18 protein-coding genes are annotated in these 18,896 nt (G+C 74.6%); 12 read left to right on the top strand and 6 right to left on the bottom strand.

Features of this window, described 5'->3' with window-relative positions:
- Both ACF1AK_RS11770 and ACF1AK_RS11775 read left to right on the top strand, forming a co-directional pair.
- Positions 1-1,128, top strand: a 1,128-nt coding sequence (locus ACF1AK_RS11770; RefSeq protein ID WP_391498627.1) for a polymorphic toxin-type HINT domain-containing protein, incomplete at its 5' end; no start/stop codon positions are given.
- A gap of 19 nt (positions 1,129-1,147) precedes the next feature.
- Positions 1,148-1,825 carry a hypothetical protein gene (locus ACF1AK_RS11775; protein WP_391498628.1) on the top strand — a complete coding sequence of 226 codons (678 nt, stop codon included), beginning with the start codon at positions 1,148-1,150 and terminating at the stop codon, positions 1,823-1,825.
- A gap of 102 nt (positions 1,826-1,927) precedes the next feature.
- On the opposite strand, the gene ACF1AK_RS11780 is transcribed toward ACF1AK_RS11775, so the two are convergent.
- Positions 1,928-2,674, bottom strand: a complete 747-nt coding sequence (locus ACF1AK_RS11780; RefSeq protein WP_391498629.1) for an SDR family oxidoreductase — start codon at positions 2,672-2,674, stop codon at positions 1,928-1,930.
- A gap of 72 nt (positions 2,675-2,746) precedes the next feature.
- Here ACF1AK_RS11780 and ACF1AK_RS11785 point away from each other — a divergent pair, with 72 nt between their 5' ends.
- A complete protein-coding gene (locus tag ACF1AK_RS11785; RefSeq protein WP_391498630.1) occupies positions 2,747-3,661 on the top strand; it encodes a LysR substrate-binding domain-containing protein in 915 nt (304 codons plus the stop codon).
- A gap of 53 nt (positions 3,662-3,714) precedes the next feature.
- Positions 3,715-4,290: a TerD family protein gene (locus ACF1AK_RS11790; RefSeq protein ID WP_391498631.1), complete on the top strand. Its 576-nt coding sequence runs from the start codon at positions 3,715-3,717 to the stop codon at positions 4,288-4,290.
- Positions 4,291-4,400: 110 nt separating this feature from the next.
- On the opposite strand, the gene ACF1AK_RS11795 is transcribed toward ACF1AK_RS11790, so the two are convergent.
- Positions 4,401-5,672 carry an FAD-dependent monooxygenase gene (locus ACF1AK_RS11795; RefSeq protein WP_391498632.1) on the bottom strand — a complete coding sequence of 424 codons (1,272 nt, stop codon included), beginning with the start codon at positions 5,670-5,672 and terminating at the stop codon, positions 4,401-4,403.
- A 264-nt stretch (positions 5,673-5,936) separates the two neighbouring features.
- Between ACF1AK_RS11795 and ACF1AK_RS11800 the strand changes: the two genes are divergently transcribed.
- The 3 genes from ACF1AK_RS11800 (at position 5,937) to ACF1AK_RS11810 (ending at position 9,568) form a co-directional block, all read left to right on the top strand.
- Entirely contained in the window at positions 5,937-7,991 is a 2,055-nt protein-coding gene (locus ACF1AK_RS11800) for an FAD-dependent oxidoreductase (RefSeq protein WP_391498633.1), read from the top strand.
- Between the two features lie 153 nt (positions 7,992-8,144).
- Positions 8,145-8,693 (top strand): PadR family transcriptional regulator, encoded by a 549-nt coding sequence (locus ACF1AK_RS11805; RefSeq protein WP_391498634.1) that lies wholly within the window; start codon positions 8,145-8,147, stop codon positions 8,691-8,693.
- A gap of 92 nt (positions 8,694-8,785) precedes the next feature.
- On the top strand, positions 8,786-9,568 hold the full coding sequence (locus tag ACF1AK_RS11810) for a hypothetical protein (protein ID WP_391498635.1): 783 nt from the start codon (positions 8,786-8,788) through the stop codon (positions 9,566-9,568).
- Between the two features lie 46 nt (positions 9,569-9,614).
- Here the strand turns inward: ACF1AK_RS11810 and ACF1AK_RS11815 are convergent, their stop codons facing one another.
- The gene (locus ACF1AK_RS11815) at positions 9,615-10,121 is read right to left on the bottom strand and encodes an RICIN domain-containing protein (RefSeq protein ID WP_391498636.1); all 507 of its coding nucleotides are present in this window, start codon (positions 10,119-10,121) and stop codon (positions 9,615-9,617) included.
- Positions 10,122-10,406: 285 nt separating this feature from the next.
- Here ACF1AK_RS11815 and ACF1AK_RS11820 point away from each other — a divergent pair, with 285 nt between their 5' ends.
- On the top strand, positions 10,407-11,441 hold the full coding sequence (locus tag ACF1AK_RS11820) for an ArsR/SmtB family transcription factor (protein ID WP_391498637.1): 1,035 nt from the start codon (positions 10,407-10,409) through the stop codon (positions 11,439-11,441).
- A 48-nt stretch (positions 11,442-11,489) separates the two neighbouring features.
- Positions 11,490-11,936 carry a hypothetical protein gene (locus ACF1AK_RS11825; RefSeq protein WP_391498638.1) on the top strand — a complete coding sequence of 149 codons (447 nt, stop codon included), beginning with the start codon at positions 11,490-11,492 and terminating at the stop codon, positions 11,934-11,936.
- Here ACF1AK_RS11825 and ACF1AK_RS11830 read toward each other — a convergent pair.
- Together ACF1AK_RS11830 and ACF1AK_RS11835 are read right to left on the bottom strand one after the other, a co-directional pair.
- Positions 11,894-12,544 carry a GNAT family N-acetyltransferase gene (locus tag ACF1AK_RS11830; RefSeq protein ID WP_391498639.1) on the bottom strand — a complete coding sequence of 217 codons (651 nt, stop codon included), beginning with the start codon at positions 12,542-12,544 and terminating at the stop codon, positions 11,894-11,896. The two genes, ACF1AK_RS11825 and ACF1AK_RS11830, sit on opposite strands and share 43 nt — an antisense overlap.
- 126 nt (positions 12,545-12,670) lie before the next feature.
- Positions 12,671-13,477: an NAD(P)H-dependent oxidoreductase gene (locus tag ACF1AK_RS11835; RefSeq protein WP_391498640.1), complete on the bottom strand. Its 807-nt coding sequence runs from the start codon at positions 13,475-13,477 to the stop codon at positions 12,671-12,673.
- A gap of 99 nt (positions 13,478-13,576) precedes the next feature.
- Between ACF1AK_RS11835 and ACF1AK_RS11840 the strand changes: the two genes are divergently transcribed.
- Positions 13,577-14,467, top strand: coding sequence for a helix-turn-helix domain-containing protein (locus tag ACF1AK_RS11840; protein WP_391498641.1), 891 nt, complete (start codon positions 13,577-13,579; stop codon positions 14,465-14,467).
- 54 nt (positions 14,468-14,521) lie between these two features.
- Here ACF1AK_RS11840 and ACF1AK_RS11845 read toward each other — a convergent pair whose 3' ends face one another.
- The gene (locus tag ACF1AK_RS11845) at positions 14,522-16,237 is read right to left on the bottom strand and encodes an IPT/TIG domain-containing protein (protein WP_391498642.1); all 1,716 of its coding nucleotides are present in this window, start codon (positions 16,235-16,237) and stop codon (positions 14,522-14,524) included.
- Positions 16,238-16,721: 484 nt separating this feature from the next.
- Here ACF1AK_RS11845 and ACF1AK_RS11850 point away from each other — a divergent pair, with 484 nt between their 5' ends.
- Both ACF1AK_RS11850 and ACF1AK_RS11855 read left to right on the top strand, forming a co-directional pair.
- Positions 16,722-18,089 carry a DUF1254 domain-containing protein gene (locus ACF1AK_RS11850; RefSeq protein ID WP_391498643.1) on the top strand — a complete coding sequence of 456 codons (1,368 nt, stop codon included), beginning with the start codon at positions 16,722-16,724 and terminating at the stop codon, positions 18,087-18,089.
- Positions 18,090-18,300: 211 nt separating this feature from the next.
- Complete coding sequence (locus ACF1AK_RS11855) at positions 18,301-18,792, top strand: hypothetical protein (protein WP_391498644.1); 492 nt, start codon at positions 18,301-18,303, stop codon at positions 18,790-18,792.
- Positions 18,793-18,896: the final 104 nt, after the last annotated feature.

An 18,896-nucleotide genomic window follows, 5' to 3' on the forward strand; every position in this document is an offset into this window, starting at 1 on the left:
AGCCCGTACGACTACTGCACGGGCGATCCGGTCAACTGCACCGACCTCGACGGCAACTGGGGCATGCCCAAGTGGCTGAAGAAGACGGTCCAGGTCATCGCCGTCGTCGCCGAGGTCGCCTCGAACATCCCCGGCCCGATCGGCGCGGTCGCGGCCGCGGTCTCCTCGGTGTCCTACGCGGCCACCGGGAACTGGGCCAAGGCCGCCGAGATGGCGGTGACGGCGGTCGCCGCGACGGTCGGCGCCGGACCGGTGGTCAAGGTCGCGGCAGCGGCCGTCAAGACCACCCGGGCCTCCGGACGCGTCCAGAAGGCCGCCTCCGCGGCCAGGGCCGTCTTCCGCCGCGGCTGCAACTCCTTCGACCCCTCCACGCCCGTCCTCATGGCCGACGGCAGCTACCTGCCGATCAGCCGGGTCCAGGCCGGCGACCAGGTGGCGTCGGCGGACCCCGAGACCGGGGAACTGCGAGCGGAGCCCGTCCTCGCGGTGCTGGTCACCTACACGACCAAGCACATGGTCGAGTTCGACACCGACCTCGACCCCACCACCCCCGGCGTGCGGGCCACGTCCTACCACCCCGTCTGGGTCGAGGACCGCGGCTGGGTGCAGGCCGGTGACCTGCGGATCGGCGACCCGGTCGTCGCAGCCGACGGCACCGCCCTGCCGCTCACCCGGATCGTCGACGAGGGCGACCTCCCCGACCAGCTGGTCTACAACCTGAACGTCGGTGACCTGCACACCTACTTCGTCCAGGTCGGCGACTCCTCGGCGATCGTGCACAACGCCTCGTGCCTCATCGGCGGCAACAACTCCGCCGCCGTTCTGGGCAAGCGCGCGCACAAGCAGTTCGAGACCTACGCCAAGGCCCGCGGCTGGAAGTCCGAAGTGACCATCTCCGCGAAATCCCGCGTCGACGCCGTCCGCAACAACGGCAAGCGCATGGTGGAACTCAAGTCCACCAAGCGCAGCGCCCTCACCAAGGGCCGGCGCCAGCTGCGCCGGTACATGAAGGAGACCAAGACCTGTTCGAGTGAACTGTGGACCTACACCCACAACAAGACGACCAACAATTTCCACTTCCGCCAGCATGAGATCGTGAAGAGCAAGGAGAAGCGGTGCAAGCGCTGACGGAAAGGAAGGACGAGCCATGGCGCAATGGACGGCTCCGGGTGTCGCCAAGGCCCTGACGGCCGGCGTCCTCGGTGACGGCTTCACGGCCAGGGGAGGGGTGTCCTCGCTCCGGGGCGAACTGACCTCCCGCCTGCTCGTGAAGTCCGCCAAGGGTTCGGTCCTCGAACCCGGGCGCGGGTACGTCGACTTCCCCGCCGTGGAGATCGTCGTCGACGTCTCGGTCGACCAACCGGACAGCACGGTCGAGAAGTTCGGCCAGTTCGGCTTCTGGTTCCCGCTGCGCAGCGCCCTGCGGACCGACGCCAAGGGGCGCCCGGAGCGGGACCAGTACCGGATCGGGGACGCCGCCGGGGGACTGCCCGAGGAGATCACCGAGGACGCACGGGAGGCGAGGAACCTGCTCGTCGTGGGTCCCGGGGAGCTGATCGACCTCATGGCGGCCCCGGGCGACGCGGTCCGGTTCGGCCGGATGAATCTCGGTGTGTACGTGAAGAACCGGGAGAGCCGCCTCGTGAAGGCCTACCTCGCGGCACGGCAGCTGGGCCTGCACGACCGCGCCGAGCGGATCGTCCAGGAGTACCGGGACACCGGGGAGAGGCAGCGACTGGCGGCGGAGAGGAGCGAGCTCCTGGACGACTTCGGTCGCGCGGGACTCGACGTCTCCGGACTCCGCACGGCCCTGTCCGCCGGATGACCGGGGACAGCGGCCGGCGGTAGCCGCCGGAAGAAGGAAGCAAGGGGAGGGGCGCCATGGCGGCGCCCCTCCTCTTGCTGTGACCGCTGCGTGCCGGGTGCCTCAGGCGAGGCGGCCGCCGCCGTCGACGTGGAGGACGGTGCCGGTGACGTAGGGGCTGGTCATGGCGTAGTGGACGGCGCGGGTGAGGTCGTCGGTGGTGCCGGTGCGGCGGGCGGGGTTGCGGGTGGCGGTGGTGTGGAGGAAGGCGGCCTTGTCGGCGCCCAGGCGGTCCCAGGCGCCGGTGTCGACGATGCCGGGGGAGACGGCGTTGACGCGGACGGGGGCGATCTCGACGGCGAGGGCCTGGACGAGGAAGGCGAGGGCGCCGTTGGTGGTGGCCATCACGGTGCGGGCGGGGGCGGGGCGCCAGGCGGCGACGCCGGAGAAGAAGGTGAAGGAGGCGCCGTCGGGGGTGTCGGTGGCGGCGTTCGGGGCGAGGTGCTTGGCGAGCAGCAGCGGGCCGTAGACCTTGGCGGCGAACGCGCGGTGGATGTCGGCGAGTTCGAGGTCGGCGAGCGGGCCGTTGGCGGGCAGGGCGGCGGTGGAGACCAGGTGGTCGAAGCGGCCGGTGGCGGTGGCGAGGGCGGCGATGGACGCCTCGTCGGTGAGGTCGACGGGGACGACCTTCGCGGGGCCGGTGAGTTCGCCGGCCGTCCACTCCAGCTTGCGCGGGTCGGGGCCGGCGAGGATCAGTTCGGCTCCGGCGGCGGAGGCGGCGTGGGCGAGGGCGCGGCCGGTGTGGGAGCCGGCGCCGACCACGACGACGCGGCGGGAGGCGAGGGGGAGGGGGAGAGGAGAGTCGGTCATGTCGACCAGACTGCGCCGAGCTGGCCGGATGAGTCCAAGGCTTGTTTTCTGCCGTAGCCATAAACTGCGTGCATGGCTACGCTCCGGCAGTTCGAGTACCTGGTCACCGTCGTCGACACCGGCTCCTTCACCCGGGCCGCCGAGCTGCTGCACGTCACCCAGCCGGCGCTGTCGCACCAGGTGCGGGCGCTGGAGAAGTCGGTGGGCGGGCCGCTGCTGGAGCGGTTGCCGCGGGGGGTGCGGCTGACGCCGGTGGGGCGGGCGGTGCTGCCGCACGCCCGGGCGGCGCTGGCGGACGCCGGGCGGGCGCGGGCGGCGGCCCGGCAGGCGGCCGGACTGGCGGGCGGGGAGCTGGAGTTGGCGACGGTGTACTCGGTGAGCCTGGGCATCCTGCCGCCGGTGCTGCGGGCCTGGCGGGCGGCGCATCCGGGGGTGCGGATCCGGCTGCGGGAGTTCGCGCACAACGAGGAGTTGCGGGCGGCGATGGCGGCCGGGCAGGCGGACGTGGCGGTGGGGACGCCGCCGGCGGACTGGGAGGGGCCGATCCGGGAGCTGGGCGTGGAGGAGTTCGTGCTGGTGCTCCCCGAGGAGACGGCGGCGGTGAGCGGCCGGGTGCCGCTGGCGGAGCTGGCCGGGTGCGACTGGGTGCACTACGCGCCGGGCAACGGCCTGGCGGACCTGCTGGACGCGGCCTGCGCGGAGGCGGGGTTCCGGCCCCGGGCGGCGGTGCGCACCGAGCAGACGGCGGCGGCGCCGCTGCTGGCGGCGGCCGGGCTGGGGCCGGCGCTGGTGCCGGCGAACATCGTGCCGGCCGGGTTCGAGGGCCTGGTGCGCCGGCCCGAGCCGCCGGTGCGCCGGCCGCTGGCCGCGTACACCCGGACCAGGCCGGACGCGCTGACGGCGGCGTTCGTCGAACTGCTGTCCGGGCGGGCCTGCCTGCTGCCGGACCACGTGGCCGGGTTGTTGTCCGGTGACGGATACTCGTGATCTCTACAGTGCTGTAGATTCGTTGGCAGGGAGAGCGACCGAGGAGGGCAATCGTGGGAGTTTCGCTGGCCAAGGGCGGCAACGTCTCGCTGACCAAGGAGGCGCCGGGGCTGACGGCCGTCATCGTCGGACTCGGCTGGGACGTCCGTACCACCACCGGCGCCGACTACGACCTGGACGCGAGCGCGCTGCTCTGCAACGCGCACGGCAAGGTGGTCTCGGACCAGCACTTCGTCTTCTTCAACAACCTGAGCAGCCCGGAGGGTTCGGTCGAGCACAGCGGCGACAACCTGACCGGTGGCGGCGACGGCGACGACGAGCAGATCAAGGTCGACCTCGCCGCCGTCCCGGCGGAGGTGGCCAAGGTGGTCTTCCCCGTGTCGATCTACGACGCGGACGCCCGGTTCCAGAGCTTCGGCCAGGTGCGCAACGCGTTCATCCGGATCGTCAACCAGGCCAACGGCCAGGAGCTGGCCCGCTACGACCTCACCGAGGACGCCTCGACCGAGACCGCGATGGTCTTCGGCGAGCTGTACCGCAACGGGGCCGAGTGGAAGTTCCGTGCGATCGGCCAGGGTTACGCCTCCGGCCTGCGCGGCATCGCCACCGACTACGGCGTGAACGTCTGACCGTCTGACCGGCGTGACCGTCTGACCGCTGTGAACGTCTGACCGGCGCACGGGGCCCGGAGGGGCTCCCGGCGGGCGGCAGCGGGCCACCGGGCGAGTGACCGAACGGGTCAACGCCCGGTGGCCGACGGCGGTTTCGGTGCCCGGTCGAGCGCCAGCCCGCCGAATCCGCCGGTGGCGCCCAGCTGTTGGCGCCACCACGCGACCATGCCCGGCTCGTCGATGGCCGACCAGTCCGGCGCGCCGGTGACCTGGGCCCGGCCGAGCCGGCGGCTGAGGTCCACCAGGGCGTGCCCGGCCGCGCCGCGCTCGCGGTCGTAGCCGGGCAGCAGGCCGGCCCAGTCCGCCGCCGCCCGCCAGGCGTCCTCGAAGGCGCAGGCGTCCTGGAGCGCCTTGGCCGCGCCGCTGGTGGTGTGCGGGCGGACCAGCGTCGCGGCGTCACCGGCGAGCAGCAGCCGCCCGGCGGTGCGGCGCGGGGTCTGGAGGTCGTGGATCGGCTGGAGCAGGATCCGCCCGACCGGGGTCAGGGCGATCACGCCCGCCCAGTACGACGGCAGGACGCGCTCGGCGAGCTCGGCCAGTTCGCCGTGGCGGGCGGCGTCCAGCGAGCCGACCGGGAAGCCGAGCGGGTCGGAGTCCTCGTCGGCGCGCTGCAGCCAGGCGGGGGCGGGGGCGTAGAAGACCCAGTTGACCAGGGTGGTGCCGGGGTCGAGGCCGGGGATGCGGTAGAGCACCACCTGACCGCCGGGGTAGCAGACGGTGATCACCTCCTGCTCGGGCCAGCGGGCCGCGCCGCCCGGGAGGGTGTCCAGCAACCGGGCGTCGAAGCTGCCGCGCCAGGCGACGTACCCGGCGTACTCGGAGCGGGCCTCGGGGCAGACGGCGGTGCGCACCACCGAGCGGTGGCCGTCGGCGCCGACCACGAGGTCGTGCTCCTCGCGCCCGCCGGCCGCCGTCTCCACCCAGGCGGGCCCGGCGGCCTCGGTGCCGCCGGCCGCCGTGACGGCCGTGCCGGGGCGGAACTCGACGCCCTCCGGGGTGCGTTCGCGCAGGCCCTGCCAGAGCACGCCCCAGTGGTAGGAGTGCATCGCCATCGGCTGCACCCACAGCGTCCGCCCGCGCGGGCCGGAGCCGTGCCCGCCCTTGGCCAGCCAGTGCCGGGCGGTGACGGGGTGGTGCCGGATGCCGTCGTCGAGGTGCCCGGCCCGGACCAGTTCGTCGTAGCGGTCCAGCAGGATGCACAGGCCCACCCCGCGGTCCTCCAGGTGTCCCGGGCTGCGCTCCAGCACGGTGACCCGCTCGGCGCCGCCCCGGGCCGCCGCCCGCGCGAACGCGCACCCCGCGATGCTGCCGCCGACCACGGCGACCGATCCACCCCGCACGGCCTTCTCCCCTCCTCGCCGGGGCCCGCCGACAGGGCCCCGTCCGCCGTTCACGCCGCTTCCGCCGTTCACGCCGTCCTCGTGGTTCCCGCAGTTCCCGGCGTTCTCGACGCTCCGTCGACCCGTCGACGATACGACGCGAACTGATGAGCCGTCAGCGGAACCGGGCCGGTGTACCCCGGATCACTTATGCAACTGGTTGCATAGGGTGTTCCGCGTCCCCTACCGTGGAGTAACCACCAGCCCCTCCCAGGAGACGCCGCGATGACGACGACCGCCGGCACCCCCGCAGCCGCCTACCCGCACCTGCTGCGCCCGCTCGACCTCGGCTTCACCACCCTCCCCAACCGCGTGATCATGGGCTCCATGCACGTCGGCCTGGAGGAGGCGCCCGGCGGCTTCGAACGGATGGCCGCCTTCTACGCCGAACGCGCCCGCGGCGGCGTGGGCCTCATCGTCACCGGCGGCATCGCCCCCAACGAGGCCGGCCGCCCCTGGGACGGCGGCGCCAAGCTCACCACCGAGCAGGAGGCCGACGAGCACCGGGTCGTCACCGACGCCGTGCACGCCGCCGGCGGCCGGATCGCCCTGCAGATCCTGCACTTCGGCCGCTACGCCTACCACCCCGGCCTGGTCGCCCCCAGCGCCGTGCAGGCCCCGATCAGCCCCTTCCCCCCGCGCGCCCTCACCGCCGGGGAGGTCGAGCGGACCATCGACGACTTCGCCCGCTGCGCCGAGCTCGCCCGGCGCGCCGGCTACGACGGCGTCGAGATCATGGGCTCCGAGGGCTACCTGGTCAACGAGTTCACCGCCGCCGCCACCAACCACCGCGAGGACGAGTGGGGCGGCCCGTACGAGAACCGGATGCGCTTCCCGGTCGAGATCGTCCGCCGGGTCCGCGAGCGGGTCGGCCCCGACTTCATCCTGATCTACCGGCTCTCCATGCTCGACCTCGTCCCCGGCGGCTCCACCCTCGACGAGGTGATCCGCCTCGCCAAGGCCGTCGAGGAGGCCGGCGCCACCCTCATCAACACCGGCATCGGCTGGCACGAGGCCCGCATCCCCACCATCGCGACCTCGGTGCCGCGCGGCGCCTTCGCCTGGGTGACCAAGCGGGTGATGGGCTCGGTCTCCGTCCCGCTGGTCACCACCAACCGGATCAACACCCCCGAGCTGGCCGAGCACCTGCTCGCCGACGGCTTCGCCGACCTCGTCTCGCTCGCCCGCCCGCTGCTCGCCGACCCCGCGTTCGTCGCCAAGGCCGCCGAGGGCCGCCCCGAGGCCGTCAACACCTGCATCGGCTGCAACCAGGCCTGCCTCGACCACACCTTCAGCGGGCGGATCACCTCCTGCCTGGTCAACCCGCGCGCCTGCCACGAGACCGAACTCGTCCTCGCCCCCACCCGGCTGGCCAAGCGGATCGGCGTCGTCGGCGCCGGACCGGCCGGCCTCGCCTTCGCCGTCACCGCCGCCGAGCGCGGCCACCGGGTCACCCTGTTCGACGCGGCCGACACCATCGGCGGCCAGCTCGACATCGCCCGCCGCATCCCCGGCAAGGAGGAGTTCGCCGAGACCCTGCGCTACTACCGCCACCGGCTGGACGCCCTCGGCGTGGAGCTGCGGCTCGGCACATGGGCGCAGGCGCCCGCCCTTGCCGCCGAGGGCTTTGACGAGATCGTACTCGCCACCGGCGTCACCCCGCGCGTCCCCGACGCCGCCGAGCTGCCGGGCGTCGACCACCCCAGCGTGCTCGGCTACCTCGACGTGCTGCGCGACGGCGCGCCGGTCGGCGAGCGGGTGGCGATCCTCGGCGCGGGCGGCATCGGCTTCGACGTCGCCGAGTACCTCACCGACGCGGGCGACGCCGCGAGCCTGGACGCGGCCGTGCACCGCCGCCACTGGGGCATCGACGAGGAGTACCGCGAGCGCGGCGGCCTCGCCCGCCCCGAGCGCCCCGAGCCGCCGCGCCGGGTCCACCTGCTGCAGCGCAAGGCGGGCAAGGTCGGCGCGGGGCTCGGCAAGACCACCGGCTGGATCCACCGCACCGAGCTCAAGCACCGCGGCGTCACCATGGTCGCCGGCGCCGGTTACGAGCGGATCGACGACGCCGGCCTGCACCTCACCCTCGACGGCGAGCCGCAGCTGCTGCCCGTCGACACCGTGGTGCTCTGCACCGGCCAGGAGCCGCGCCGCGACCTGGACGCCGCCCTGCGCGCCCTCGGCCTCACCCCCCACCTCATCGGCGGCGCCCACGAGGCGGCCGAACTCGACGCCAAACGCGCCATCAAGCAGGGCACCGAACTGGCCGCCACCCTCTGACCCCCCACCCGGCGGCCCGCCCGGCCCCTCGCCCGGGGCGGGCCCGTGGCGCGTGGTCGTCGGCGGCCGGTGGCTCCGCCTCCGCCTCCGGGCGGCGGGGCGCGCCTTCCGGGCGGGGGGCGGGGGGTTGAGGAGCGCCCCTAGGATCGTGTCATGTCGCTGCCGCACGCCATCCTCACCGCCCTGCTGGAGAAGCCGTCCTCCGGGCTGGAGCTGACCCGGCGGTTCGACAGGTCGATCGGCTTCTTCTGGTCCGCGACCCACCAGCAGATCTACCGCGAACTCGGCCGGCTGGAGGCCGCCGGGCTGATCCGGGCGCTGCCGCAGGCCGGGCCGGTGCGCGGGCAGAAGAAGGAGTACGAGGTGCTGCCCGCCGGCCGCGCCGAGCTGGAGCGGTGGACGGGCGCCGCGGACGAGCCCCGGCCGATCCGTGACCCGTTGCTGCTGCGGCTGCGCGCCGCCGCCGTGGTCGGCACGGCCGGCCTGGACACCGAGCTGCGCCGGCACCTCGCCCTGCACCGGGAGCAGTTGGCGCACTACGAGACGATCGAGCGGCGCGACTTCCCGGCCGGGGCGGAGCGCGACGGCGACCCGTTGCAGCACGCCGTGCTGCGGGCCGGGATCGGCCTGGAGACCTTCTGGGTGCACTGGCTCCAGGAGACCCTGGACACCCTGCCCCCGGCCCGGCCGAACCCGTCCTGACCTGCGGCGATCCCCGCCGGACGGGCGGTGCGCGACGGCCGGTGGGACACTGGACGCCTGTCCCTGCCCGTTCCGTCGACCGGGGGGCCCGCATGTCTCTCCCGAGGCCGCTCCTCGCCCTCACCGCGATGGCCGCCGCCACCGTCCTCACCCTCGGCACCGCCGGGCTCGCCGCCGGTACGGCGCCCGCGGACGCAGCCCTGAACGCAGCCGTGGACGCGCCCGTGAACGCACCCGCGGCCGCACCCGCGCTGCCCACCGACGCCCAGCTCAGGGCCGCCCTGCTCACCGCCGCCGAGCTCGGTCCCGACTTCACCGAGGTCCCGCTCGACACGGAGAGCCCCTCACCCGGGGCCGGAGCCGGCTCCGGCCCCTCCCCGGTGGCCGGCTGCGACGCGCTGCGCGCCCTGCTGAACCGCACCGGCGCCCACGCGCCGTCCCAGAACCCGCACCAGGAGGCCGAGTTCGACGGCCCCGACGGCAACCCGATGATCAACGAGGCGCTCACCGCCGAGGAGCCCGAGCGCCTGACGGCCGACTTCGCCACCGCCACGGCCGCGTTCGCCGACTGCCACAGCCTCACCTTCACCGACGACACCGGCGAGGCCGTGACCTTCACCGTCACCCCGCTCGCCCTCGGCGACCGCGAGGGCGCCCCGGCCGTCCGCCTCGACGGCACCCTCGCGGGCGTCCGGCTGAACGGCTACCTCGGCCTCGAACGCCTCGGTGAGGTCGCGCTCGCGTACGGCTTCTTCCAACGCGACTCGGACGACTCGCAACTGGCCTCGCTCTACTACCGGGCCGCCGTCGCCAAGGCCGAGCGCACCCTCGGCCGGCAGGCCGGCTCCACCGCCGCCCCGGGTGCGGCCGTCTGACCGGCGGCCGCACCCCCGGCCCCCCGGGTCCGCCCGGCCCGCCGGACTAGCGCATCACCCACGACTGGTAGGAGCTGCCGTCGCACGTCCACATGATGACGTCGCGCCGGCTGCCGTCCCCCGAGAGCCAGTCCTGTAGGCACAGCCCGCTCGCCTTGTTCTTCAGCGCCACGGCGTTGACGCCCGCCGGGACGAGCTCCCAGCGCTGCTTGTCGGCGCCGGAGCACTGGCGCTGGATGACGGTGCTGTAGGTGTTCGGCGTGGTCGGTTCGAGACAGAGGGACGAGCTCTGCACCCGGATCTCGGTCCCGCCGACGGCGGAGTCGTCCGTCCAGAACCGCTGGTTCGAGGCGTTCTTGCAGCTGAACTCCTGGAGCAGCGCGCCCTCGGCGGTGGAGCCGCCGCGGATGTCGAGGCACTTGCCCTGGACGGCGTTCGCGTAGCCGTGCAGCACCGGCGCGGCCTGCGCGGGGGAGGCCAGCACGGCCGCGGCGGCGAGCACGCTGCCCGCGACGACACCGGAGCGGACGACGGACTGACGGGTGAATCGCATGACGGACGCACTCCTCACCTGGGACCGGGGCGCCGCACTGGGGCGCCCTCGGCCGTCAGTCTCACGAAGCGACGCGGTTCGTCCCAAGACCTTTCGAGCTGCATCGAATTCGGGCCGTGCAATGTCCTCGCCGTGCCACGAACCGGTCAGAGCCGGGCAACGCGCCCGACGCGCTCGAACGGTCCGCTTACGGTGGGCTCACGGCCGCCCGGGGCCGCAGGGATCGGTGGGGGCGAGTCCGGGACGTCGCCGCACCCTGCCGGGGAGGCCGACGGAGGGGCCGGATTGCTGCGTATCCACTTCACCCACGACGACCTGACCAGGGTCCGGATCGCGCGGGCACCGGACCCGCTCACCGAGACGGTCCTGAGCCTGTCCCTGGTACAGGCCCGCCATGTGGGGGGAGTGGCCCTGGAAGGCTGGCGCAGCAGGACCCGCAAACGGCTGCGCCCCGAACTGGGCGCGCTGTTCGAGCTGGCGACGCCCGCCGGGGCGACGGAGGCCCCGGAGGCGTTCCTGCACGCCGCCACCGACAGCCTGCCGGACAGCCTGGACCACACCTGGTCGCTGCCGCGCCGGCGCTGGGCGGCGGATCTGACCATCCTGGAGTACCTGCGGCCGGGGACGCCCCGCTGGGTGCGCGACCTGCACGCCGGTTCCCGCGAGTGGCGCGGTGTGGTGGACCGCAGGATCCGCCAGTACCACGCCTTCGCGGTCGCGCCCTACTGGTCGCAGCTGCTGGCCGCCGCGCACACCGAGCGGACGGTCCGGGCGCTGGCGACGGCCGACACCGGGCTGGACGGCCTGCTGGGCACGCTGCATCCGGACATCCGCTGGGCCGCGCCGGTGCTGTCGGTGCCCTGCCCGCTGGAGGCGGACGTCCACCTGCGGGGGACCGGCATCCTGCTCGTGCCCACCTTCTTCTGGCCCGAGCCGATGGCCATGACCGACAACCGGGGGCCGGAACACCCGCTGGTGCTGCACTACCCGCTGGCCCGTGACCTCACCACCTACCGGGCCGTCTGGGCGGCCGCCGCCGAGGAGCCGGACGGTGCGCTCGTCGCGCTGCTCGGCACCACCCGCGCCCGGACCCTGCGGGCGGCGGCCGATCCGGCGGGCACCGCCGAACTCGCCCGCCGCACCGGGACCTCCGCCGCCACCGCCAGTCACCACACCACCGTGCTGCGCGCCGCGGGCCTGCTCACCACGGAACGCGTCGGACCCGGCGTCCGCCACGCCCTGACCCCGCTCGGCCAGGCCCTCCTCGACGACCGCCCGCCGACCCCGGACCGGCCCACCACCCCGGACCGGCCGTGCTAGCGTGCCGGGACGCGGACGCGGACGCGGACACAGAGGGGCAGGGGAGCCATGAGCGACGGGAGCCCGGACGCCCCCGGCCCGGACGCCCCCGCCCCGGACCGGCCCGTCCACCGGCCGGGCGACCCGACCCCCGTGTCCGACCCCCCGCACGGTCCGGTGCGCGGCTGCCTGCGGGCGATCGGTGAGTTCGTGCTGGAGCTGGTGGGCGAGGCGGTCCTCGGCCTGCTGCTCGTGCTGCTGACCACCGCCTCCCTGGTCGCCCTCCTCGCGCTCGCCTCCCTCGCCCTCCGCCGGAGCCCCGTGCTCGCTTACGCCCTGGGCGCCGGCGCCGTCCTGCTGATCGTCCTCGGCGTGCGGCAGCTGCGCCGCCCCAGGGAACGGCGCGGCCGCCCCGGCCGGATCCTCGCCGCCGTGACCGCCGGTCTCGGCGTCTGGCTGCTGCTCTGCGTGGCCTACGCGTCGTGGGGCGAGGTCCTCGCCGCGGCCTCCTTCTGAGCGATCCGCCGCTCCAGGTGGGCCCGGGTCCGCGGCCACTCCTCGGCGGTGACCGAGAACATCGCCGAGTCGCGCAGCCGCCCGGCCTCGCCGGGGGCCCAGGACGGCGACCAGTTGCGCAGCACACCCTCGAAGGTGGCGCCCACCGCGGCCAGGGCGGCGCGCGAACGGGCGTTGCGGGCATCGGTCTTGAGGTCGACCCGGGCGACCCGCCACTGTTCGAAGGCGTGCCGGAACAGCAGGTACTTCGCCTCGGTGTTCACCCCGGTGCCCTGGGCGGAGGCGGCGAGCCAGGTCCAGCCGATCTCGATCGCGCACAGGCCCTCGCCGGACGGCCACCGACGCGGGTCCCAGTACGCGGTGGCGCCGACGGCCCGCCCGGTGGCGCGGACCACCTGGGCGTACGGGGCGAGCCCTCCGGCCTCGACGCGCGCGGCGTGCTCGTCGAGGTAGCGGGGGAGGTCCGCGGCGCGCGGCACCATGGTGAAGCCGTACGAGCCGCGCTCCTCCTCGGCGGCGGCCGCGAGGTCGGCGAGGTGCCGGCGGTCGAGGGGCTCCAGACGGACCAGGCGGCCCTCCAGCGGCGGGGCGTCGAACGGGAAGGGCATCAGCACACTCCGGCGGTGAGGCGGGCACCGTGCGCTCGTCCGCGCCGGTCGCCCGCCCCACCCTGATGATCCGCGGGGCCGTCGGTCAAGGCGGTTTTCCGCCGCCGGGTCAGGACCGCCGCCGGGTCAGGACCGCCGCAGGTGCAGCCCCGGCCCGCTCGCGCCCGGCCGCTCCAGGCCCTCCCGCAGCCGCATGTCCCGCCCGTAGTCGCCGCCGTCCAGCCGCCGGAACGGCACCGGCTCCTCGGTGAACAGCCCGTCCAGCCGCCGCCCGTACGCCTCCGTGACGGCCTCGAACTCCTCCTCCGGCAGGCCCACCGTCCCGTACACGGCGAACGGTTCGAGCGCCGCCATGCCGGTGAACCAGAGCACGCCGTGCTGCAGCGGGAACAGCACGTCCGCCAGCGGCCCGTGCGCGCCCCGGTCGGAGAACGCCGGCTCCCGCGCACCGACGCTCACCGCGAGGAGCCCGCGCTTGCCGCCGAGCGCGCCCTCGCTGTACGGCGGCGGGACATCGGGACCGTGCGCGAACCCGAAGGTGAGCACCCGGTCGATCCAGCCCTTCAGGACCGCCGGCACCGAGAACCACCACAGCGGGAACTGGAACACCACCGCGTCCGCCCGGCGCAGCTTCTCCTGCTCGGCCGCGAGCTCCGCCGCGAGCCGCCCGGCGCCGGTGGCCTCGCCCTGGGCGGCGAGCACCTCCAGCCGGGCGTCGGCCGGGTGCGCGGGGAAGTCGTCGGCGCCGAGGCCGGCCCGCCACTTCATCGCGTACAGGTCGGACACCTCCACCCGGTGCCCGGCGGAGCGCAGCCGCTGGACGGCGAAGTCCGCCAACGCGGCGGTGAGGGAGCGCGGTTCGGGGTGGGCGGTGACGATCAGGACGCGTCGGGGGCGCCCGCCGGACGGCTGCTGGGGTGCGTGGCTGTTCATGTCGCCCACCCTCGCCCGCCCCGCACCCCGCAGCCAGATCCCCGGGCTTCCGGCGGACTCCCGGTCCTGGTACTGCGAGGGCCACCCATACTGGAGGGCATGGACACTGCCACCACCCGCCAGGCCGACGACCGGGCGGACCGGGCCGACGGGGCCGCCCGCTCCGTCGACCCCCGGCGCGCCCTGGGCGAGTTCCTGCGGGCCCGCCGCGGCCGGGTGGCCCCCGAGCGGGTCGGGCTGGCCGGGGGCGGCCGGCGGCGGGTGCGCGGGCTGCGCCGCGAGGAGCTGGCGCAGCTGGCGGGGATCAGCGTCGACTACTACGTCCGCCTGGAGCAGGGCCGCTCCACCCAGCCCTCGCAGGAGGTGCTGACGGCGCTGGCCCGCACGCTCGGCCTGGACGAGGCGGAGCGCCGCCACCTGGACACCCTGGCCTGCGGCCGCCGGATGCCGCCGCCGACGCCCCGGGTGGGCCCGGTGCTGCGCCGGATGCTGGACGCGCTGGGCGCGGGCCTTCCCGCCTTCGTCACCGACCACCGCCTCGACGTGGTGGCCTGGAACGCCTTGGGGGCCGAACTCCTCGGCGGCGCGGGGGATCCGGCGCGCCGTGACCGCAACCAGGCCCGCTTCCTCTTCCGGGACGCCGCCGCCCGCACCGTCCACCCGGACTGGCCGGCCCGTGCCGCCGAGGCGGTCGGCCAGCTCAGGGTGGCCTCCGGCACCTGGCCGGACGACGCGGAGCTGACCGCGCTGATCGCCGAACTGTCCTCCGAGAGCCGGGAGTTCCGCAGGATCTGGGAGTCCGGGGAGGTGGTGATGTGCACGGCGGGCCGCAAGCGCCTGCACCATCCGCTGACCGGCACGCTCACCCTGGAGTTCGAGGCCCTGCACGTCCCGGCCGGCCCCGGTGAGACGGGCCTCGTCCTGCACGTCTTCTCCCCGGGCGAGGACGCCGCGGCGGCCGCCGCGCTCGCCCGTCTCGCCGGGGCCTGACGACGAACAGGGGGGCGTGGCCGGATGCCACGCCCCCCTGTCGGACCGGTCCGGTCAGCCGAGGCGGCGCCGGCGACGGCCGAGGGCGACGGCGAGCCCGCCGAGGATCAGCAGGGCGCCGCTGACCGCCGTCGTGGTGAGCGCGGTGGACCCGGTGCTCGCGAGTGCACCGCCCGACGACTGCGCGGCGACCGGAGCCGCCGGAGCCGCCGGGGCGACCGGCGCGGGCGAGGCCGACGAGCCCGCCGGAACCGCCGCGGCCGTGGTCGACGCGCCGGGGCCGGGGGTGCCGGGGGTCTGACCCGCGTCGGTAGGCGTGGCCGACGGCGTGGCGGTGGGCGTCGAGGTGGCCGTCGAGGTGGCCGTCGGGGTCGGCGACGGGGTGCTCGCGGCCTTCGCCGTGTGGTCGGCGGCGCAGTCCTTGGCGGGGTCGCAGGCGCCGCGCTTCGCGTCGGCCGTGGTGACGGCGCTGGACAGCTGCTTGTCACCGTTGCCGTTGACGGTCACGGAGTACGTGATCGTCGCGCGGCCGCCCACCGGCAGGTCGCCGGTCCAGGCCAGCGTGCCGTCCTTGACCGCGGCGGTGCCGGAGGTGGCCTTGACGTCGCCGTTGTAGGCGGCGTCGTCGAGCACCTTCGACAGGTCGCCGGTGATCGTCGCGCCCTTGACCTCGTTCGCACCCTGCTGGGCGACGGTGACGGTGTAGGTGACCTTGTCACCCGTCCTCACCTCCGAGCCCGAGGCGGGGTCGGAAGTCTGGGAGAAGACGTAGGAGCCGTCCTCGTAGGTGTACGTCCCGGCGGCGGCGGTGCCGCCCGGGGTGGTGACGGTGACGGCCACGGCACCGGCGGCGCTCCCGGCGGGAACGGTCGCGGTGATCTTCGTGTCACTGTCGACGGTGAACGAGGTGGCCGCCGTGGAGCCGAACGTCACCGCGCTCGCGCCGGTCAGGTGGGTGCCGGTGACGGTCACCGTGCCGCCGCCGGCCAGCGGGCCGTGATCGGGCGCGAGGCCGCTCACCACCGGGGCCGGGATGTCGTACGCGTACGTCCCGGGCTTGCTGGTGCCGCCCGGGGTGGTGACGGTGACGTCGACGGGGCCGACGGCGCTCCCGGCGGGAACGGTCGCGGTGATCTTCGTGTCACTGTCCACCGTGAACGAGGTGGCCGCCGTGGTGCCGAACGTCACGGCGCTCGCGCCGGTGAGATGGGTGCCGGTGAGGACGACGGTGCCGCCGCCCGCCAGCGGACCGTGATCGGGCGCCACGCCCGTCACGGTCGGGGCCGGGGCCGCGACCACCGTGGTGAGGGCGGCGGACCCCGTCGGCTGGTTGGCGCTGTTGCGGGCGTCGGCGACGGCGCTGACGGTGCCACTCGCGGTCGGCAGGACGGTCAGGGTGAGCGACGTGGGGGTGGGCCTGTTGAAGACGTTCCAGCACATGCCGGACGACCCGGCCTGGAAGTCGCAGTCCCAGTCCTGGGCCGAGGGCGTCGCGGACGTCACGGTGGCAGCGGCGCCGGACAGGGTGACGTTGACCATGGTGGCCGAGGTGGCGGGCGTGGGATTGGCGTTGGGCACGTCGATGGTGACGGTGTACGGGGCGTTCGCCGGCAGGGGGCCGGCCGGGCCGGCTATCTGCACGACGGAGTCGGCGTGAGCGGGGCTCGCGCCGGCCAGCAGGCCGAACGTGGTGACCGCCGTGGCGAGGACGGCCGCGGGGGCGCGCCTGCCGGGGCGGGCCGACGTCGCGGCGAGGGTGGAACGAGACATGGAAGCCCTTCGTCGGGGGACGGGGCCGTGCCGGGACGGGTGACCGCGGTCCGGCGCGGCAGAGCACTCGGTTGCCGGTGGGAACACGGACCGGCCGAGCGGCCTGTACGGCCGACGGCGATCCTCGCACACCGTTCACAAACGGACTCACGTTTCCTCAAATTCAGCCACCGAATGTAGATCTAACGCCTTGTCGGTGCGGGTCGGTCGCCCCGACCGGTTCACGCCACCCGGCTCCCGGGCCGCTCAGGGCCGGTTCCCGGCCCCGGTCCGGGCCCCGGTCCGCGGCCGCGAACTCCCGCGACGAGCGGCCGGGCCCGGCCTGCCGCCCGGTCCTGAGGTGTGACCCCTGGGGCTGGTGGGCCGAAGGGAAGCAAAGGTTCCATTTGTGAAAGCCCTTCACATGGCTTGTTCTGCCGCTGTGGTCGTCCGGATCCGGACAGTAGCGTCGCTGCTCCGACCCTCAACCCGAACGGACGACGGCATGACCTCTCCGAGCTCCCCCGCACAGGACCCGCAGGCCGCGGCGACGGACCTCTACGTCTTCGGCTACGCGCTGATCATGATGGAGCTGACGCGCCGGCTCCAGACCAACACCGAGCAGGTGAACGCGACGCAGGCGCCGGTCAACCAGTTCTGTCAGCACACCTCGCTGCCCACACCGGAGTCGAAGGACGTGGTCCGGCCGAACGTCGACACGCTCTACACCCAGGCGTGGCTGGACCTCACGGCCGAGCCGGTCGTGCTGGAGGTCCCGGTGATGGACGAGGGCCGTTACTGGCTCATGCAGCTGATGGACGCCTGGTCGAACACCGTCGCCGACCCGAGCAGCATCGACCCGCTCGCCACCCCGGTCCTCGACCAGGCGCAGGACATCGACGTCTACGCCTACGCGCTGACCGGCCCCGACTGGCAGGGCGAACTCCCCGAGGGCCTCCAGCCGCTGCCGATGCCGACGAACACCGTCTGGCTGATCGGCCGCACCGAGCTCCAGGACGACAGCGAGCAGGAGGTCCAGACCGTCGTCGGCTACCAGGACCAGATGCGCCTGCTGCCGCTGAGCGCGTGGCCCGACAAGGGCGGCTACGTGCCCCCGAACGGCAGCTACGACCCGGACCTGCCCACCGACCCGCCCTCCGAGGTGATCAACCGGCTCGGCGGACCGGAGTTCTTCGACGAGCTCGCCGCCCTGCTGGACCGCACGCCGCTGAACCCCGCGGACGACCGGACGTCAGCCCTGCTCGCCGAGCTGGGCGTCCACCCTTACGACCAGGACCGGCTGCCCGGCCGCGAGGTCCTGGACCTCGCCAAGGCCGCGGGCCTGGAGGTCATCAAGCAGCACCAGGGCCCCACGCCCGTCAACGGCTGGACGTTCTTCACCTCCGGCATCGGCTACTACGGCACCGACTACGTGCAGCGCGCCTACGTCGCCACGATCGGGCTCGGCGCCAACCTCCCTAAGGACGCCCTCTACCCCACGGCCAGCGCGCAGGCCGCCGACGACAACGGGGCGCCGATCGCCTACACCCTCACCTTCCCCGCCGGCCAGCTGCCGCCCGTGGAAGCCTTCTGGTCGCTGACCGCGTACGACTCCGACAGCTTCCTCGTCGCCAACGACGCCGACATCTACGCCGTCGGCCACTTCGCCGTCCCGGTGACCGGCGAGGACGGCTCCACCACCCTCTACGTCCAGGCCGCGGAGCCCGCCGACACCGAGCTCCGGGCCGCCAACTGGCTCCCCATCCCCACCAGCGGCACGTTCACCGTCACCCTGCGCCTCTACGCCCCGCAGACCGGCGAGATCCCCGCCGACTGGCCGCCCGCCCTCACCCCGGCCGGCGGCGCGGCCTGACCCGCACCGGGGAAGCCGCGGCCGACCGCCCGGGGCGCCCGTGTTCCCGCGGGTGCCCCGGGCGGCGCGCCCGCCGCCCCCTTCCGCCCCCTCCCACCCCCTCCCGCCCCCTCCGGCGCCCTCCACGGGTCCCTCCTGTGGGGCACGCGGGCCCCGTGGGGCAGGATCGGTCCGATCGGACCGGATCGGACGGGTGCGGAGGAGGCACGGGGTGCGGCGGCGGAGGTCGGGAGTGGTGGCGGCGGTGGCCGCGGCCGTGGCGGCGGTGGTCGGCTGCGGCGGCCCGCAGCCCAAGCAGGAGGAGCTGATCGCCGTCCGCCTGGAGGCCGGCAAGCTGGTCGTCCGCACCGGCGTGTGCCACGACGAGCGCCTGCGCGCCGTCCGGGTCACGGTCTTCCCCGGCGCGGAGAAGCTGGAGGTCCGCCCGCACGAGGGCCGCTCCGTCACGGACACCGTCGACCTCGGAGAGCTGCCGCCCGGCTGGATGACCTACGGCCGGCTCCCGGCCGAGCTGAGCGCCGACCGGCGCTACACCGTCGAGGTGGTCCGCAACCGCACCCTCACCGTGACCGTCCCCGGCGACGTGCTGCTCGCCCTCCCGGCCGGCACCTGGGCGGCCGGCGGCTGGGACTGGGACTACAAGCTGCTCACCGCCAAGGAGTTCGACAAGCGCCGCAAGGCCTCCTGCCAGGGCGGCTCCTGAGCCGTCGGTCACCTTGCTGACCTGCGAGGATGGACGCCGGTCCGCCACCGTGGCGGACCGGCGTCGAGATGTGGGGAGCAGTGCGGGTGGCGGAGCAAGGACCG

This window comes from Kitasatospora sp. NPDC015120 (assembly GCF_043080305.1).
Classification (GTDB): Bacteria; Actinomycetota; Actinomycetes; order Streptomycetales; family Streptomycetaceae; genus Kitasatospora.

Excerpts from the sequence above, each read along its gene's own strand:
- ACF1AK_RS11775 (WP_391498628.1), top strand. The coding sequence starts at position 1,148 with ATGGCGCAATGGACGGCTCCGGGTGTCGCCAAGGCCCTGACGGCCGGC.
- ACF1AK_RS11780 (WP_391498629.1), bottom strand. The coding sequence starts at position 2,674 with ATGACCGACTCTCCTCTCCCCCTCCCCCTCGCCTCCCGCCGCGTCGTC.
- ACF1AK_RS11785 (WP_391498630.1), top strand. The coding sequence starts at position 2,747 with ATGGCTACGCTCCGGCAGTTCGAGTACCTGGTCACCGTCGTCGACACC.
- ACF1AK_RS11800 (WP_391498633.1), top strand. The coding sequence starts at position 5,937 with ATGACGACGACCGCCGGCACCCCCGCAGCCGCCTACCCGCACCTGCTG.
- ACF1AK_RS11805 (WP_391498634.1), top strand. The coding sequence starts at position 8,145 with ATGTCGCTGCCGCACGCCATCCTCACCGCCCTGCTGGAGAAGCCGTCC.
- ACF1AK_RS11810 (WP_391498635.1), top strand. The coding sequence starts at position 8,786 with ATGTCTCTCCCGAGGCCGCTCCTCGCCCTCACCGCGATGGCCGCCGCC.
- ACF1AK_RS11815 (WP_391498636.1), bottom strand. The coding sequence starts at position 10,121 with ATGCGATTCACCCGTCAGTCCGTCGTCCGCTCCGGTGTCGTCGCGGGC.
- ACF1AK_RS11825 (WP_391498638.1), top strand. The coding sequence starts at position 11,490 with ATGAGCGACGGGAGCCCGGACGCCCCCGGCCCGGACGCCCCCGCCCCG.
- ACF1AK_RS11830 (WP_391498639.1), bottom strand. The coding sequence starts at position 12,544 with ATGCCCTTCCCGTTCGACGCCCCGCCGCTGGAGGGCCGCCTGGTCCGT.
- ACF1AK_RS11835 (WP_391498640.1), bottom strand. The coding sequence starts at position 13,477 with ATGAACAGCCACGCACCCCAGCAGCCGTCCGGCGGGCGCCCCCGACGC.
- ACF1AK_RS11840 (WP_391498641.1), top strand. The coding sequence starts at position 13,577 with ATGGACACTGCCACCACCCGCCAGGCCGACGACCGGGCGGACCGGGCC.
- ACF1AK_RS11845 (WP_391498642.1), bottom strand. The coding sequence starts at position 16,237 with ATGTCTCGTTCCACCCTCGCCGCGACGTCGGCCCGCCCCGGCAGGCGC.
- ACF1AK_RS11850 (WP_391498643.1), top strand. The coding sequence starts at position 16,722 with ATGACCTCTCCGAGCTCCCCCGCACAGGACCCGCAGGCCGCGGCGACG.